This is a genomic window from Chitinimonas prasina (assembly GCF_030160395.1).
Lineage (GTDB): Bacteria > Pseudomonadota > Gammaproteobacteria > Burkholderiales > Chitinimonadaceae > Chitinimonas > Chitinimonas prasina.
This window is the reverse complement of the sequence record NZ_BSOG01000002.1, coordinates 1,203,382-1,218,749: the sequence shown is the minus strand read 5'-3', so window position 1 is coordinate 1,218,749 and position 15,368 is coordinate 1,203,382. Positions and strand designations below refer to the sequence as shown.

12 protein-coding genes are annotated in these 15,368 nt (G+C 61.2%); 5 read left to right on the top strand and 7 right to left on the bottom strand.

All coding sequences use genetic code 11. The features are described from left to right. The first annotated feature begins 28 nt into the window (after positions 1-28). Both QQK16_RS12635 and motD read left to right on the top strand, forming a co-directional pair. Entirely contained in the window at positions 29-976 is a 948-nt protein-coding gene (locus QQK16_RS12635; protein ID WP_284196826.1) for a S49 family peptidase, read from the top strand. An 89-nt stretch (positions 977-1,065) separates the two neighbouring features. Continuing rightward, positions 1,066-1,854 carry a flagellar motor protein MotD gene (motD, locus tag QQK16_RS12630; protein WP_284196825.1) on the top strand — a complete coding sequence of 263 codons (789 nt, stop codon included), beginning with the start codon at positions 1,066-1,068 and terminating at the stop codon, positions 1,852-1,854. A 167-nt stretch (positions 1,855-2,021) separates the two neighbouring features. Here motD and argS read toward each other — a convergent pair whose 3' ends face one another. After that, positions 2,022-3,737, bottom strand: a complete 1,716-nt coding sequence (gene argS, locus QQK16_RS12625) for an arginine--tRNA ligase (protein ID WP_284196824.1) — start codon at positions 3,735-3,737, stop codon at positions 2,022-2,024. Positions 3,738-3,921: 184 nt separating this feature from the next. After that, a complete protein-coding gene (gene aroA / locus QQK16_RS12620; protein ID WP_284196823.1) occupies positions 3,922-5,232 on the bottom strand; it encodes a 3-phosphoshikimate 1-carboxyvinyltransferase in 1,311 nt (436 codons plus the stop codon). A gap of 201 nt (positions 5,233-5,433) precedes the next feature. Here aroA and QQK16_RS12615 point away from each other — a divergent pair, with 201 nt between their 5' ends. Continuing rightward, a complete protein-coding gene (locus QQK16_RS12615) occupies positions 5,434-6,258 on the top strand; it encodes an outer envelope protein (RefSeq protein WP_284196822.1) in 825 nt (274 codons plus the stop codon). Between the two features lie 485 nt (positions 6,259-6,743). After that, positions 6,744-7,220, top strand: coding sequence for an Lrp/AsnC family transcriptional regulator (locus QQK16_RS12610; protein ID WP_284196821.1), 477 nt, complete (start codon positions 6,744-6,746; stop codon positions 7,218-7,220). Between the two features lie 49 nt (positions 7,221-7,269). Here QQK16_RS12610 and QQK16_RS12605 read toward each other — a convergent pair whose 3' ends face one another. The 5 genes from QQK16_RS12605 to QQK16_RS12585 form a co-directional block, all read right to left on the bottom strand. After that, the gene (locus QQK16_RS12605) at positions 7,270-8,601 is read right to left on the bottom strand and encodes a PepSY-associated TM helix domain-containing protein (RefSeq protein WP_284196820.1); all 1,332 of its coding nucleotides are present in this window, start codon (positions 8,599-8,601) and stop codon (positions 7,270-7,272) included. 11 nt (positions 8,602-8,612) lie between these two features. Beyond that, the gene (locus tag QQK16_RS12600; protein ID WP_284196819.1) at positions 8,613-10,895 is read right to left on the bottom strand and encodes a TonB-dependent receptor; all 2,283 of its coding nucleotides are present in this window, start codon (positions 10,893-10,895) and stop codon (positions 8,613-8,615) included. 141 nt (positions 10,896-11,036) lie between these two features. Continuing rightward, complete coding sequence (locus QQK16_RS12595) at positions 11,037-11,429, bottom strand: hypothetical protein (RefSeq protein ID WP_284196818.1); 393 nt, start codon at positions 11,427-11,429, stop codon at positions 11,037-11,039. A 10-nt stretch (positions 11,430-11,439) separates the two neighbouring features. After that, the gene (locus QQK16_RS12590; RefSeq protein WP_284196817.1) at positions 11,440-12,060 is read right to left on the bottom strand and encodes a helix-turn-helix transcriptional regulator; all 621 of its coding nucleotides are present in this window, start codon (positions 12,058-12,060) and stop codon (positions 11,440-11,442) included. After that, positions 12,057-13,313: an MFS transporter gene (locus QQK16_RS12585; RefSeq protein WP_308447017.1), complete on the bottom strand. Its 1,257-nt coding sequence runs from the start codon at positions 13,311-13,313 to the stop codon at positions 12,057-12,059. Before QQK16_RS12585 ends, QQK16_RS12590 begins: the two co-directional genes overlap by 4 nt. A 167-nt stretch (positions 13,314-13,480) precedes the next feature. Here QQK16_RS12585 and QQK16_RS12580 point away from each other — a divergent pair, with 167 nt between their 5' ends. Beyond that, positions 13,481-15,301: a M61 family metallopeptidase gene (locus QQK16_RS12580; RefSeq protein ID WP_284196816.1), complete on the top strand. Its 1,821-nt coding sequence runs from the start codon at positions 13,481-13,483 to the stop codon at positions 15,299-15,301. The last annotated feature ends 67 nt before the right edge of the window (positions 15,302-15,368 follow it).

The following is a 15,368-nucleotide window of genomic DNA, read 5'->3' as shown; positions in this document are numbered from 1 at the left end:
TCTGGTGTGATTGGTAACAGAGGAAATTATGAGCGAGCAAGAAAACCCGAACTGGGAACGTCAGGTGCTGGAGCGCCTGGTCATGACGACGCTGAAGGAACAGCGCAAGAGCCGTAACTGGAGCATCTTCTTCAAGTTTGCCGGCTTTGCCTGGTTGTTCCTGGTGCTGGCCATCATCGTGACCTGGCGCCATGGCGAAGCCCCTGAAGGCACCACTACCGGCCCGCATACCGCGCTGGTTGACCTGACCGGCGTGATCGCCGCGGGCGAGGGCGCCAACGCTGACACCATCAACGAGGGCTTGCGCAATGCCTTCAAGGACAAGAATACCAAGGGCGTGATACTGCGTATCAACAGCCCCGGCGGCAGCCCGGTGCAGGCAGGGCAGATCAACGATGAGATCAAGCGCCAGCGCAAGCTGCACCCCAATACACCGCTGTATGTGGTGGTGGACGATATCTGCGCCTCGGGTGGTTACTATGTGGCGGTGGCCGGCGACAAGATCTATGTCGACAAGGCTAGCTTGGTGGGCTCGATCGGCGTGCTGATGGATGGCTTTGGCTTTACCGGTGCCATGGAGAAGCTGGGTGTGGAGCGTCGGCTGCTGACGGCGGGTGATAACAAGGGTTTCCTGGATCCCTTCTCGCCGCAATCGGCTACGCAAACCGAATACGCCAAGCAGATGCTGGGCGAAATCCACCAGCAGTTCATCGACGTGGTGCGTACCGGCCGTGGCAAGCGCCTGAAAGAGACGCCTGACATGTTCTCCGGCCTGGTGTGGAGTGGCGAGAAGAGCGTGGCCCTTGGCCTGGCCGATGGTTACGGCAATGCCGAGAGCGTGGCGCGTGACGTGGTCAAGGCCGAGGAGATTGTCGACTTCACCCCGCGCGAGGATTGGGCACAACGCTTTGCCCGTTCCATCGGCGCTTCTGCTGGCGCCCAGCTGGGCAGCTTTATGGAACTCAAGCTAAAGTAAGACTGGCCGATATCTATCCGGTGTACGGTTGATCGGTTCAAGGCACGGCCCGGTAGTTCGGGCCGTTGCTGTCTCCAGGGATGAAAACAATGGCGCGCAAGCGTAAGCACGAGGACCACGACAACCACGAGCGCTGGCTGGTGTCGTACGCCGACTTCATTACCCTGTTGTTTGCCTTCTTTGTGGTGATGTACGCCATCTCGCAGGTCAACGAGGGCAAGTACAAGGTATTGTCCGATTCGCTGACCGTGGCCTTTAGCAAGCCTGATACCTCCAGCAATGCGCTGCTGAAAAGCGATCCCAATGGCAACAACCAGAATGTGATCGCCCTGCCATTCAAGGAACGGCGCGAGGCACAGAAACTGCTGCAGGAGCAGGCCGAGAAGGCGGCGGCCATGAAGGAAATTCAGTCCGAGCTGAAGGAGGCGCTGGCCCCCATGATTGATGACGGCCAGATACGCATCAGCGAGAACAAGCGCGGGGTAGCCATCGATGTGAACGCCAACCTGCTGTTTCCTGTGGGCTCGGCCACGCTGGAGACCACGGCCAGTGGTTCGCTACGAACCATTGCGCAGAAGCTGGCACAGGGCAAGAACCTGATCCAGATCGAAGGCCATACCGATAACGTCCCCATTGCCTCGCCGCAGTTTCCCTCCAACTGGGAGCTGTCCGCAGCACGCGCCGGAACGGTGGTGCGCCTGTTCGAGGCCAGTGGCGTCGCAGCATCGCGGCTGGTGGCGCTGGGCTTTGGCGAGAACCGCCCCGTGGAACCCAATGAGAACGCTGCCGGACGCTCGCGCAATCGGCGGGTGACCATACAGATACTGACCGACACCAGCGAACAGCCGGCAACGCTGCAGAGTGCGCCTACCGCATGATGGGGCCTGCGGGGCGTTGCTTACACCTCAATACCGAATCGCTCGTCGGGATGCTGAGGTGGCTGGCATCCCGATAGGCTTCCCAGCATCACGCAAAAAAACCGCCATAGCCGGCGGTTCTTTTGTTGTGCGCGGGTATTGCGCTATCAGGTACGGCCAGGTGCGCCTTACATGGCCTCCAGCACGGCAATGCCCAGCAAGCCCAGGCCTTGTGCCAGCACCTTGGCGGTCAGGTCGCAGATCTTGAGGCGGGAGGCATTGGTCTGGCCGTCCTGTATCACCGGGCAGGCCTCGAAGAAGCGCGAGAAGGCGGTGGCCACGTTGTACAGGTAGGCGCAGAGGAAATGCGGCTGGCTGTCGCGGGCTACCTGATGTACGACGTCTGCAAAGCGCGCCAGTTCAAGCGCCAGTGCATGTTCTACCGGATTGGTTAAGTGCACTGCTGTATTGGCATCAATATCACTTGCTTTACGGAAGATGCTACGGACGCGTGTATAGGCATACTGCAGGTATGGCGCTGAGTTGCCCTCGAATGAGAGCATGGTGTCCCAGTCGAAGATGTAGTCGGTGGTACGGTTCTTCGACAGATCAGCATACTTGAGTGCACCAATGCCAACCGCTTTGGCGATATCGCGGCGGGTTGACTCTTCAAGCTCGGGATTCTTGTCGCTGACCAGTTGGTAGGCGCGCTCTATGGCTTCGTCCAGCAGGTCTACCAGCTTGATGTTCTCGCCTGCGCGAGTCTTCAATGGCTTGCCGTCGGCGCCCATGATGGTGCCGTGAGCCACGTGTTCCAGTTGCAGGCTGGCAGGCGCGAAGCCGGCCTTGCGCGCCACTGTGAACAACTGCTGGAAATGCAGGGCCTGGCGTGCGTCCACCACATAAAGGCAGCGATCGAGCTTGAGCTCGCGGGCACGGAAACGGATGGCGCCCAGGTCGGTGGTGGCGTAAAGGTAGCCGCCACCTTGCTTCTGCACGATATAGGCCGCCGGATCGCCTTCCTTGTTCTTGAACTCGTCCAGGAACACCACCTGGGCGCCCTGGTCTTCAGTCAGCAGGCCCTGCTGCCGCAGTTCGTCCACCAGCACCGGCAGGTCATTGTTGTAGAAGCTTTCACCACGGACATCGCCATCGTTGAGCAGCAGGCCCAGCTTTTGGTAGATATCGTTGCAGTGTGCCAGCGACAGCTCCACGAACTGCCGCCACAGCGCCAGCACTTCGGCATCGCCACCTTGCAGCTTGACCACATAGTCACGGGCCAGATCAGCAAAAGCAGGGTCTTCGTCAAAGCGCTTCTTGGATGCCTTGTAGAACGTATCGAGATCCTTGAGCGCGTATTCCGCCTCGCCCGCCTTGCGCGATTCCACCATAAAGGCCACCAGCATGCCGAACTGGGTGCCCCAGTCGCCCACATGGTTTTGCCGTATCACATCCTGGCCGACGAAACCATTGATGCGGGCAAGCGCGTCGCCAATGATGCCGCCACGCAGGTGACCAATATGCATCTCCTTGGCCAGGTTGACCGAAGAGTACTCCACCATCACCCGTTGGCGAGGCAGGGCATCGACGCCCAGCTTGGGGTCGGTCAGGGCGGTTTCGATCCGCTGGGCCAGGAAGCCGTCATCGAGCTTGATATTGATGAAGCCAGGCCCTGCTATCTCGAGGCTGGCGGCGATACCGGCCAGATCCACACTGTCTATGACCTTCTGGGCCAGCTCCCGCGGATTGAGCTTGAGTGCCTTGGCGGCACCCATCACGCCATTCATCTGGTAGTCGCCAAACTCGGGGCGGCCAGCCAATTGCACCAATGCCTGGGCGTCGGGTGCGCCTACCGCCGCAAGGGCAGCAGCAAAGCGTTGATTCAGTAGGGGAAGCAGAGACATATCAGTTGTGCCATCCAGGCCGGCGACCAAGCCTGCCGGGAGAGGGCAGGCGGCGCGACCTGGGAAAATAGGGAAACAGTCTGGGTGGCAGGCGGCATCCCCTCACACAGCCCTCTCCCGGAGGAGAGAGGATAGGCAGCCTGCATTGGGCGCTATTGTACCGGCTGGCGGTAGGCCGACCAAATCATCGGGATACGGTAGCGAGCACGTCGAAGTATTCGGGGAAGGTCTTGCCCACGCAGCGCGGGTCGTTGATGCGTATGGGTGTGCCGCCCACGGCCACCAGCGAGAAGCACATGGCCATGCGGTGGTCGTCGTAGGTATCAATGACGGCATGGGGTGTGAGCACGGCCGGTGGGGTGATGCGCAGGTAATCGGCGCCTTCTTCCACCGTGGCGCCCACCTTGCGCAGTTCGGTCGCCATGGCGCTGAGCCGATCGGTTTCCTTCACGCGCCAGCTGGCGACATTGCGTATGGTGGTGGTGCCATCGGCAAACAATGCCAGCACGGCAATGGTCATGGCCGCATCGGGGATATGGTTGAGATCGGCGTCGATGGCGCGCAGCTTGCCGCCACGGGCGGCGACTGGGCCGCTGGATTCTATCCAGTCCTCGCCCAGCGCAATCAGCGCGCCCATCTGTGCCAGGGTATCGGCAAACTTGACGTCACCCTGGATAGAGTCCGCCCCTACGCCTTCCACCCGCACCGGGCCACCACCGAGGGCGCCAGCTGCCAGAAAGTAGGAGGCAGAGCTGGCGTCACCCTCGACATGGATCAAGCCGGGCGAGTGGTAGGACTGTCCGGCAGGCAGGTGGAATTCGCTCCAGCCACGGCGTTCCACATGCAGGCCAAAGCGGCGCATCAGGTTGAGGGTGATCTCGATATAAGGCTTGGAAATCAGTTCGCCGGTGACTTCGATCAAGGCATCTTCGCCGCTCAATGGCAGGGCCATCAGCAGGGCTGTGAGGAACTGGCTGGACACATCCCCGCGCACGCGGGTACGCAGGCCAGGGCGCTCATTGTGCTGATTCTGCCAGGGCTTGATGGCCAGCGGCGGGTAGCCTTCCGTACCCAGGTAGTCGATTTGCGCGCCCAGCTCGCGCAGCGCGTCTACCAGATCGCCTATGGGGCGCTCGTGCATGCGCGGCACGCCGCTCAGCTGGTAGTGGCCCTGCATCAGCGCCAGCGCAGCAGTCAGCGGACGGAAGGCCGTGCCGGCATTGCCCAGGAACAGATCGGCTTGGTGGTTGGGAAACTTGCCCCCCACGCCTTCCACCCGATAGGCACGCTCGCCGGTTTGCGTCCAGTGCACGCCCAGGCTGGTCAGTGCCTCCAGCATGCGGCGGGTATCGTCCGAGTCGAGCAGGCCGCGCACCTCGGTGCTGCCCTCGCTGAGCGCAGCCAGCAAGAGGGTGCGGTTGGAAATGCTCTTGGAGCCTGGCAGGCGTACCGTACCGGCGGTGGCAGTGCTGGGGGCGAGATCGAGATGTTCCATGGGCGGCCGAATAAAAATGTTGCGGTGCAGAAGGGACTGCCGAGTGTAGCCGGGGTGGGCTGTGCTGGAAAGCTGACGTTCGCGGCAGTGAGTTGCCTTGGCCATAAGGGATGGGCGTGGAGAGGAGGGCGGTGCTGCCGTGCGGTAGCTTTTCCAGCGTCACCTATAGTGGGTATTCAAGCCTAGACACAGGAGCAGGCCATGCGACACATCTATCTGAGCAGCGCGGCAAGGGTGAGCTGGCTGGCCCTGGTTTGTGGGACGGTGGCGGCGGCCAGCTGGTCCGATCCCTTTGTCGGCATGCGCTACGGTACCGATTATGCCGAGCCCGGCAACCCCAAGGATATAAGCAAGCGCATCGTGCAGCTTCAGTATGTGGGTGGCTTTGCCTATGGCGATAATTTCGTGAACCTGGACCTGCTGTTCTCCGACGCCGACGATCCCGCCCGCAATGGCGGCGGCGCACGTGAGGCGTATCTGGCCTATCGCAATACCTTGAGTTTCTCGGCCATACGTGGGCAGCCGGTGAAGTTTGGCCCGGTACGCGATGTCGGCTGGATGACTGGGATAGACCTCAATACCAAGGACACCCGGTTTGCGCCACGCAAAAAGCTGTTTGTGACCGGCCCCAAGCTGCGTTTCGATGTGCCGGGCTTTTGGGATGTGTCGCTGCTCTTCATGAAGGAGCGCAATAACAACGGCATAGTAGGACGCCGAGTGAATTTCGATTCGACCTGGGGCGTCAGCACAGCCTGGAGTTTCCCCATCAATACCAGCGTGCCGCTCAAGTTCAAGGGCTTTGCCAACTATATAGGCGAGAAGGGCAAGGATGGCTTTGACGTGCAGACCGAGCCGGAAACATTGCTGGAGTCTGCGCTGCTGGCGGATGTCAGCAAACTATATGGCAAAAAGAACCAGCTCTGGACAGGTGTGGGCTACCAGTACTGGCGCAACAAGTTCGGCAACCGGCCTGGGAATGGTACGGAGGCCAAGGTGCCGCAACTGCTGCTGGAGTTTCATTTCTAGGACGGTGTGGTTGCCGTCACCTAAGCAGGCTGGTAGTGCCTGCAATGAACTCATGTCATGGATGGTGGCGGAATGAGCAGGCGCCAGGGCAAACCTGGCGCTGGACGTCAGCGTAGCCTGAACCAGCAGGCTCTCTCCTGTTTGAATCACCCTCGGCAATCCGCTGCCGTTCGGTTTTTCAACGACAGCAGGTTTTTACAGGGTTCGCCTCGTGCCAGGTGGACGCATTGAAGGTGCCAGTCGCACCCCGCTTGCCCCCTGTCCGCACCCTGTGGAGCGCGGCATTGCGTACCGGCCGCCGTATTGTGGTGGCGCGGTTATTCTGCCTGGCTTGTGGCCAACATCACCGCCCAGACACGAAAGCGTGAGGGAAAATATACCTAGGCCGGTGGTGAATAGGCTTTCTATCTTTGTGTGATTGCCAGTATTATTCTGATGAATATTCCTGAAATTTTCACAAATATAGAACAGGATTCTTAATCAAGATGACGGCTGCCAAACATCGGCCTCTGGACGCCCAGGACCGCAAGATACTGCGTGCGCTACAGCGCAATGCCAGGCTCAGCAATGCCGAGCTGGCGGAACAGGTAGGCCTGTCTACCACGGCGTGCTGGAACCGTACCCGGCAACTGGAAAACGAGGGTTATATTCAGGGCTATGTGGCCTTGATAGATCAGCAGAAGATGGGTTTGGCCGATACGGTACTACTGGAAGTGACGCTGGACAGGCACGAGGATGATGCACTGGCCCGCTTCGGCGAGGAGCTGGCGCTGCTGCCCGAAGTGCTGGAGGCCTACCTGGTCTCGGGCGAATACGACTACCTGGTCAAGGTGGCGGTCGACGGCACGGCTGGCTATGAGCGCTTTCTGCGCGAGAAGCTTTACCGCATCTCAGGCATACGCCATAGCCGCTCGATGTTTGTGTTGCGCTGCATGAAGCAAGTGTCGTCCGTGCAGGTTTAAGAGCCTGTTCACGATTTTTCACCCCGGCGAAAAGATCGTGAACAGGCTCTTATTGACGGATAGCAGCGCGCTCACGGTAATGCAGCCAGCCTTCCATTAGCGCAATGACACATGATGACGCTGCCAGTACGGGCATGCCCAGCATCAGGATGGGTAGCAAGGGCCAGGCAGCTATGGGCAAGGCTCGCCAACTGCCGGGCAGCAGCCTGGGCAGCACGCTGGCGCCGTGACGGCGACGCTGGAAGTACATCACCCAGCCGGAGACAAGGGAAAACACGACGCCCAGGCCAAACAACAGCAGCAAGCCCTGGTTCCACCAACCGAAATCGCCCCGGTGAAATGGTATGCCGATAGCCGCTGCCTTGCTGAATGCGGTTTGCTGTTCCCAGCCTGCGTAATACAGACCTTGGCCGGTATATCGATCCAACAGCAGCTCAAAGCGCTTGAGCGGCTCTGCCGTGTTGATGCTGTTGGCGCGCCAGACACCTAGAGCCTGCTTGGGTGGTGTGAGCTGCATGGCGATCTGTGGTGCCTGTTGCCGGCTGTGATCCCAGATGGCTTGCCAGCCTAGGGGTGTCGCACCATCGGGCGCCTGCGATTGCAACTGCTTGGGCGCTCTGGGCGGCGCTTGGCCCGTCATATCGCGTAGGCTGCGTATCTGCTCGCCTGCATACTTGCTCCAGGTGAGCCCGGTGGTGAGTATCACCAGACTGATCAGGCTGAGCACAAGACCCAGCAAGGCATGCCATTGGCGCCACCAGCGCCGTCCCTGCAATCCCTTGCGCGGCAGTAGCGATGGCAAGCTATCGGGCCATGCTAGGTAAATGCCTGTCAGCAGCATGATCATGAGCCAGCTGGCAGCCAGTTCGATCAACCAGCGCCAGCCATCACCTTGCAGCAGGCTGGCGTGCAGGCTTTGCGCCCATGAGCTGAACTGCTCGTCCTCCCACAGACTGCCCAGTATCTGAGCAGTGTAGGGGTCTACAAAAATGATGAGTCGACCCCGATCCGCCGTTGCCGCATGCCCATGCCGTGCGTGCTCGCCAGCCAGGCCCGGATCTGCGCTGAACACCATTTGTGCGCTGTCGGTCGGCAAGAAGGGCGGGCGTACGCTATGGAGCACCATGCCGGAGGGGGCGTGCCGGGTGGCACGGTCTATCAAGCTGTCCAGGCTTTGCCGGCTGCCGCTGGCCTGTACCTCCCGCAGTGGGCTGTAAAGCTGTGATTCGATTTGTGGCGTGAATACGTATAGCAAGCCTGTCAGCGCAGCCAGCAAGGCAAATGGCGAGGCGATCAGCGCAGCCCAGAAATGGATGCGCCAGAGCAGGCTGCGGCGGCGGGCTTGCAACGACGGCAGAGTGGGCAAGGCGTGGGAGGGCAAGTGGGGTTCGCTCAGTTATCGAAACGCAGTTCGGCAAAAACCGTGCGCTGGGTATAGGGGTGGAAGGCCCAGTAGCGGGTGTTGTTGAGGTTGTCTACGCCTACGGCAGCGGACCATTGCTTGCTGAAGCGGTAACGAGCCCGGATGTCGGCCACCAGAAAGCGGCTGACGCCGGTATAGGTGTCGCCATTTGGGTCGGAATTATCCAGCGTACCGTATTGCTTGCCGCTGTAGCGCAGGCCCACGCTGGTGCTGAGTGCGGCACTCAGATGATAGCTGGCCAGCAGGTTGGCCCGCCATTGTGGCACCCGGGGCTGCCAGCGGCCCACGCTGGCGGGGAAGCGTGCATTGCGGGTGATGATGGAATGGGCGTAGGTCAGGCTGCTGCTGAGATCCAGGCCATGCAAGCCCACATCCTGCAATTGCAAGGCCATTTCCAGGCCCGTGGTACGTATGGCATCCACATTCTGGATATTGGTGACGTTGGGTGTGACGGTGACATCGGTCTGCGAGTACAGCGCGTCGCGGCTGTCTTCAAGGAACAGGGTGCTGCGCAGGCTACCCCCATCCAGCCGCCGCTCTGCCGTCAATTCGCTGGTCCAGGCGCGTTCGGGTTTGAGCTTGGGGTCGTTGTTGACAATGACACCGGCTGAGATGGTGCCCTGGTAGAGCTCGGCCACCGTGGGCATGCGCACCGAACGGCCCAGCGAGGCCTTGAGCTGCCAATCCGCATTGGCCCGGTAGGCGAGCGCGGCCTTGGGCGAGAAGTGCTGTTCGCTGCGCTCGGCAAAGCGGAGCCGGCTGGTGGCATTGGCAATTTCGCCACCCCAGGCCTGCCAGCGTTCGAAGCGGCCACCCAGGGTGGTGCGCCAGTCTGGAGCAAAGCGCCAGGTATCCTGCAGGTACAGGCTTTGCAGGCGGGTATTGCCGCTGAAGGCGGAAAGGGTTGTTTCAGCACCGCCGTGTTGCCAATGGCGGGTGCCACCCACCCGTGTACGCAATTGATAGGTGTCGGCTTGCACGCCTAGATCGATCTGATGCTCGCCCTGTGGGCCACCGGGGTGCCATATGCCTTTGAGCGACAGCGTACGCCAGCCTGTACCGGCCATGTCGGTAAGCTGGCCATTGCCCCCCGTCAGCGCAAGGGGCAAAGGCGTGGTGGGGCTGCGTACCTGATCGCGATGGTAGTCGTAGAGGCTGCCGGCGATTTCCCAGTCGAACTGTCCTTGACCATGCTGCTTGAGCGACAGGCCATGCATCAGATGGGTAAGCGCGCCACGGCTGGTGCCAAAGTCGGTGGCCTGCAGGCTGTACTGCCGACCGCCGAGGACGATATTACCGCTATAGACGGGCCTGCCCTGCGTATCGCGCAGATAGCTGTCCGAGTGGCGCTCGGCATGGTTCTGCCACCAGCCCAGGGTGTAGCTGGCCCGCAGGCCGGGCGTGAAATCGTAGGCCAGCTTGGCCTTGGCGTGGCGCTGCACGGTGTGTACCTGATTGCTTGCACCCAGTATCCACCAGTCCTGGTTCTTCGGATTCTTGTCGGCTATGGCGCCGGTCACGGCAACGCCGTTGCTGATGGCCGTGCCACTGCTGGCCAGTTTATTGACGAAGGCAATGGGCTGGCCATCGCTATCGAGCTGGTTGACGTTGAACCACCAGGACCAGTTGCCGTTGCGGTTGCCCAGCGAGGCGCTGGCCTGATTGCCACTGTAGTGATCATCGGTGCCGTACTGCTGGTAGCCCTGGCGAAATCCACTTAGTTTGACATGGGCTTCGAACTGCCTGGGCATGCGGGTAGCGTAATCGACCACCGCGCCGACGGCGTTGCCGGAATAAGCGGCAGAGAATGGGCCGTAAAGCACATCTACCCGTGCGATCTCTTCGGGCGTTACCAGGCCCCAGCGTGGGGTAAAGCTGGCGCCGTTGCCCAACAGGTTGGAGAGCAGGATGCCGTCGGCGTAGACCAGCGAGCGGGCGCTGTTGCCGGTGCCGGAGGCACGGCTGGCGAGCACGGCATGATCGTAGTCACCGATAAAGCGCTTGCGCACATTCAGGCTGGGCAGGTATTTGAGCGCGTCTTCGCTGTCGGTGGCGTTGATGGTTTCCTCCACCTGCTTGCCGCTGATGCCCTCCACGGTGGTGGGGATATGGCGTGGCAGGGAGCTGACCCGCTGGCCAGATACCGTGATGGTGCCCAGCTCTTTGACCGGCGCTTCCTTGTCGCGATGATCTGCAAAGGCCTGGGCAGATACGGCTGCCAGCAAGGCTGCGGCCAGTGGTGTGTACTGCATGCTGCGCTCCCTGTTCGAATCGGCCGGATTCTAGGGAACTTGGGGTGGCATGGCCTGCGACATGTTGTCGCGGCGGCATAGAGCCTGTTCAAAGTCTTTTCACCGTGCGAACGACGCGGCGAAAAGACTTTGAACAGGCTCTTAGCCTGGGCGTGCTGTCAGGCGCTGTATGGTGAAGGCGACGTAGGCGCCGATGACTTGGGGATCGTGGGTGTGGATGACTTCGTCGACTACAAGAAGGCCGCAATCCACCAATACAGGTTGAATGGCAACGATCCTGCCGTAGGCACGATATCGCCACCCATCCAAGCGCACCAAGCCTTGGCGCTGATCTGGATTGCCAGTAAAGACGTCGTCCCAGTCCTCGTCATCGCTGACGTAGCTATCGAAACAGAGTGCGACAGGTGTGCCAACTGGGGGCAGATCCCCTGTCTCAGGGCTGAAGTCGTCCATGACGCACAGCACCTGCCCATCCACTTCGATCAAGGCCTCAAGGTAAGGCCCATCGGATGAAATAAAGCGCGCAATGGGCATGGGCAGATACTCACACAGGTTTGATCAGGTAGACACAGCGGCGGGCACCCGCCAGGGCGTGTTCGGCGCGCTCCACCGTGCAATCTGGCCCCAGCACCCGCTGGAATACCTCCAGCTCGGAGCGGCAGAAGCCCTGGCATACGCGTGCCGCAGCGCAGATGGGGCAATGGTTCTCTATCAGCAGCAGGCTGCCATCGGCCGCAGGCTGGACTTCGGCCATATAGCCTTCCTCGTCACGGGCCTGGGCCAGGTGGGCTACCTTGTCGTCCAGCGTTGGGCTATTGGCCAGTCGCTCACGGTAAAGGGCTTCGCTACTGGTTTCGCGGGCGCTGATCAGCTTGTCCAGCCCGGCCTCGCCGAACAGGCTGCGCACCTGCTCCAGCAGTTGTAAGGTCAGGTCGGCGTGGCGGTCCGGGAAGCGGGCGTGGCCGGTCTCGGTCAGCAGCCAGTAGCGGGCTGGCCGGCCTACCTTGTCGGCGCGGTCCTCGCTGCTGAGCAGGCCTTTCTCCTGCCAGCCTTCCAGGTGGCGGCGGGCACCCATGGAGGTGAGATCGAGCATGGCCGCCAGTTGCTGAGCAGTTTGCGGACCCCGGGTCTTGAGCAGGAAGAGGATTTGATCGGCGGTATTCATGGCTGCACGGTCTGGACTGCGGCATCTGGCGAGGATGCTAAACGCCAGTGGGTGATACGCCAAGCTGCCCAGGTGGTGGAGGCGGCACCCAGCAACAGGATCAATCGGGTATCGATCAGCGTCAGCACAGCACCGGCCATGGCCATGAGTATATTGGCCAGGCAGAAGGTGGTGGCCAGCAGACCCATGACGGCTCCCTGGCCATGGTGGCCAAAGCGGTCGGCACACCAGGCGGGCACGATGGCGTTGTAATAGGCGTTGGGGATGGCAAACAGCACGATGGCAGCCAGGCCGAAACGGACATCGGCCAGGGCGACAAAGGCGACTGTGGCGGCAGTGCCATAGGCATAGAGGCTGGCACGTTGCAGCGGCGGTGCGCTGCTGGGGCGGCCGGCCAGCAGGGAAGTAGCCGTCATCAGCCCGCATAGCGCCGCAGTGGCCCAGGCTATGCCGCGGGCGTCGTAGCCGGCGAACTCCACCAGCCAGAGCGGATAGAACTCGTAGAAAGCAGTGACGCCGCAGGTATAGGCCAGCTGTATGGCAAACAGGGTGCGTAGCTCGGCGTGGCGCAACAGATTGAGTGCATGCTGATGGCGAGCCACCTGCCACCACGAGGTGGTGGCCTTGCTGGCGGATTCATGCGGCAGGGCCAGCGCTACCAGCAGCGCGGTGAGCAGCAGTGCGATGGCGGCCACCCAGAAGGGAGCTGTCACGCCCCAGCCCAGGGTCGCGGCAGCCAGCAATGGCCCGGCCAGCCAGCCCAGGTAGAAGGCGCCGTTCAACCAGGAGAAGGCGCGCACCCGCAGGTCACCCTCCAGCTTGTCGGCCAGCAGGGCCCGGGCGACGGAGCCATTGCCTTCCAGCAGGCCGGTGGCAAAGCGTGCCAGCATGAACAGTGGATAAGACTCCAGCACCAATGCCACTGCCGTGAGGGCGTGGCCCAAGGCGGCGCCCAGGGCGGTGGTGATCAGTACGGGGCGGCGTCCATAGCGGTCGGACAGGGGGCCCAGCAAGGTGGAACCGATCAGCAGCCCCAGCGGGTTGATGGCCAGCGCCAGGCTGAACAGCAGCTTGGGCGGCAGCCCCATGAAGTGATTGAACTCATTGACACTGCCTGCCGCGAACAAGGGTGGCAGGATGGGGTAGGGCAGGGCGGCGCCTATGGTGGAAAGCAGGGCCAGCAGGCAGGCCGCGGTGATCAGCAGGGTGTGTTTCATGGCGATGGTGGGATGGGGCAGGGCTTCAGTGTGCAACGTACATGCTATTAAGTAAATAAAAATATTTACAAATTAACCGGGGTGGCTGGACTTGCAGCGCGTACCGGCGTTGTATCGTCATCATGCTGTCATCTGCCGATTTTGCTTTGCCGAACAAGGGCGTAAACTTCCGGCCTTTCCCCCGCAGTCAAAAACAGGCCGCCATGAAGCCCGCTATTCACTACCGTATCGTACCCGTCTCGCCCGAAGCCCATCTGTTTGAAATCACGCTCACCATAGACAAACCAGAGCCTGCTGGTCAGCGGCTGGGATTACCGGTCTGGATACCGGGCTCCTATCTGGTGCGCGAATTTGCCAAGAATATTGTCAGTATCGAGGCGTTTGATGAACACGGCTCCCTGCCCATGGCCAAGCTGGACAAGCGCAGCTGGCAGGTAGCCCCTACCCGTGCACCGTTGACGGTGCGTTACACGGTGTACGGCTTTGACCTGTCGGTGCGTACCGCCTACCTGGACCAGACCCGTGCCTTTTTCAATGGCACCAGCCTGTGCCTCGGGGTGGAGGGCCAGCTTGATGCACCCGTGGTCGTGGACCTGGTGGCGCCAGCAGGCAAGGACTACCGTGAATGGCGGGTGGCCACCTCGCTCAAGCCCCTCAAGGCCAAGCCCTTTGCCTTTGGCAGCTATACGGCGGCCAATTACGACGAGCTGATCGATCACCCGGTTGAGCTGGGTGACTTCACCCTTATCCAGTTCAAAGCCTGTGGAGTGCCGCATGATTTCGTGCTGTCGGGCCGTTTGCCCAAGATCGATTCCAAGCGCTTGGCGCGCGACGTCAAGGCCATCTGCGAGTACCAGATCAAGCTGTTTGGCGAGCCGGCGCCCTTTGATCGCTATGTGTTCATGAGCTTTGTCTCGGGGGACGGCTATGGTGGCCTGGAGCACCGTGCCTCTACGGCGCTGATGTGCAGCCGCGACAGCCTGCCGCAACCGGGTGAAACCGGCATGAAGAGCAGCTACCGTCAGTATCTGGGCTTGATTAGCCATGAGTATTTCCATACCTGGAACGTCAAGCGCATCAAGCCTGCGGCCTACGCACCTTACCCGGCTGATGGTGAGGCATATTCCCGCCTGCTGTGGGCGTTCGAGGGGCTGACCAGCTATTACGACGACCTGACACTGGTGCGTACTGGCCTGATCGAGGTGGATAGCTATCTCGAGCTGCTTTCCCACACCATCACAGGCGTGTTGCGCTCACCTGGCCGGCAGGTGCAGACGCTGGAGGATTCCAGCTTCGATACCTGGATCAAATACTATCGCCCCGATGAGAACGCCCCCAACAGCATGGTGAGCTACTACACCAAGGGCGCGCTGGCAGGCATGTGCCTCGATCTTCATATCCGCAAGGAAACTGCAGGCAAGCAATCGCTGGACGATGTGATGCTGGCCCTGTGGCAACGCTATGGCCGCGATTTCTATCAGGGCAAGCCGGTTGGTGTGCCAGAAGAGGGCTGGGAGGCCGTGGCGGAGGAAGTGACGGGCCTCAAGCTCAAGCCGCTGTTCGACCTGTTGCTGCGCAGCACCGAGGAGTTGCCGCTGGAGACGGCGCTGGCCCAGGTGGGGGTGCTATGGCAGGCGCGTGCCCAGGTGGGTGCCGGCGACAAGGGGGGCTGGCTGGACAAGGCCAAGCCAACCGGCGTGTGGCTGGGTGCGCGTACCGGCACCGATGCCGGCCTAGTGAAGTTGACCCATCTGTTTACCGATGGCCCGGCCATGAATGCCGGTTTGTCGGCCAATGATGTGCTGGTGGCGATAGACGGGCTCAAGGCCAACCAGGCCAATCTGGACGCTGTGCTGGCTACGGCCAAGCCGGGCGACAAGCTGGAGGTACTGGCATTCCGCCGCGACGAGCTGCTCAAGTTCAAGCTCAAGCTTGATAGTGCACCAGCTACGACCGTGGGCTTGAAGGCGAGCGGCGAGGACAAGGCTAAGCAGGCTGAGCGGCGCGCTTGGCTGGGTGCCTGAGGTCAGCTGTCTGCCTCAAGCATGAAGCTAAGTCATTGATAGTTGATGTCGGGCTGTGCAGGCGCCA

What these genes read in the sequence shown, in the direction of transcription:
- QQK16_RS12635 (WP_284196826.1), top strand. Translation starts at nt 29, where the DNA reads ATGAGCGAGCAAGAAAACCCGAACTGGGAACGTCAGGTGCTGGAGCGC.
- motD (WP_284196825.1), top strand. Translation starts at nt 1,066, where the DNA reads ATGGCGCGCAAGCGTAAGCACGAGGACCACGACAACCACGAGCGCTGG.
- argS (WP_284196824.1), bottom strand. Translation starts at nt 3,737, where the DNA reads ATGTCTCTGCTTCCCCTACTGAATCAACGCTTTGCTGCTGCCCTTGCG.
- aroA (WP_284196823.1), bottom strand. Translation starts at nt 5,232, where the DNA reads ATGGAACATCTCGATCTCGCCCCCAGCACTGCCACCGCCGGTACGGTA.
- QQK16_RS12615 (WP_284196822.1), top strand. Translation starts at nt 5,434, where the DNA reads ATGCGACACATCTATCTGAGCAGCGCGGCAAGGGTGAGCTGGCTGGCC.
- QQK16_RS12610 (WP_284196821.1), top strand. Translation starts at nt 6,744, where the DNA reads ATGACGGCTGCCAAACATCGGCCTCTGGACGCCCAGGACCGCAAGATA.
- QQK16_RS12600 (WP_284196819.1), bottom strand. Translation starts at nt 10,895, where the DNA reads ATGCAGTACACACCACTGGCCGCAGCCTTGCTGGCAGCCGTATCTGCC.
- QQK16_RS12595 (WP_284196818.1), bottom strand. Translation starts at nt 11,429, where the DNA reads ATGCCCATTGCGCGCTTTATTTCATCCGATGGGCCTTACCTTGAGGCC.
- QQK16_RS12590 (WP_284196817.1), bottom strand. Translation starts at nt 12,060, where the DNA reads ATGAATACCGCCGATCAAATCCTCTTCCTGCTCAAGACCCGGGGTCCG.
- QQK16_RS12580 (WP_284196816.1), top strand. Translation starts at nt 13,481, where the DNA reads ATGAAGCCCGCTATTCACTACCGTATCGTACCCGTCTCGCCCGAAGCC.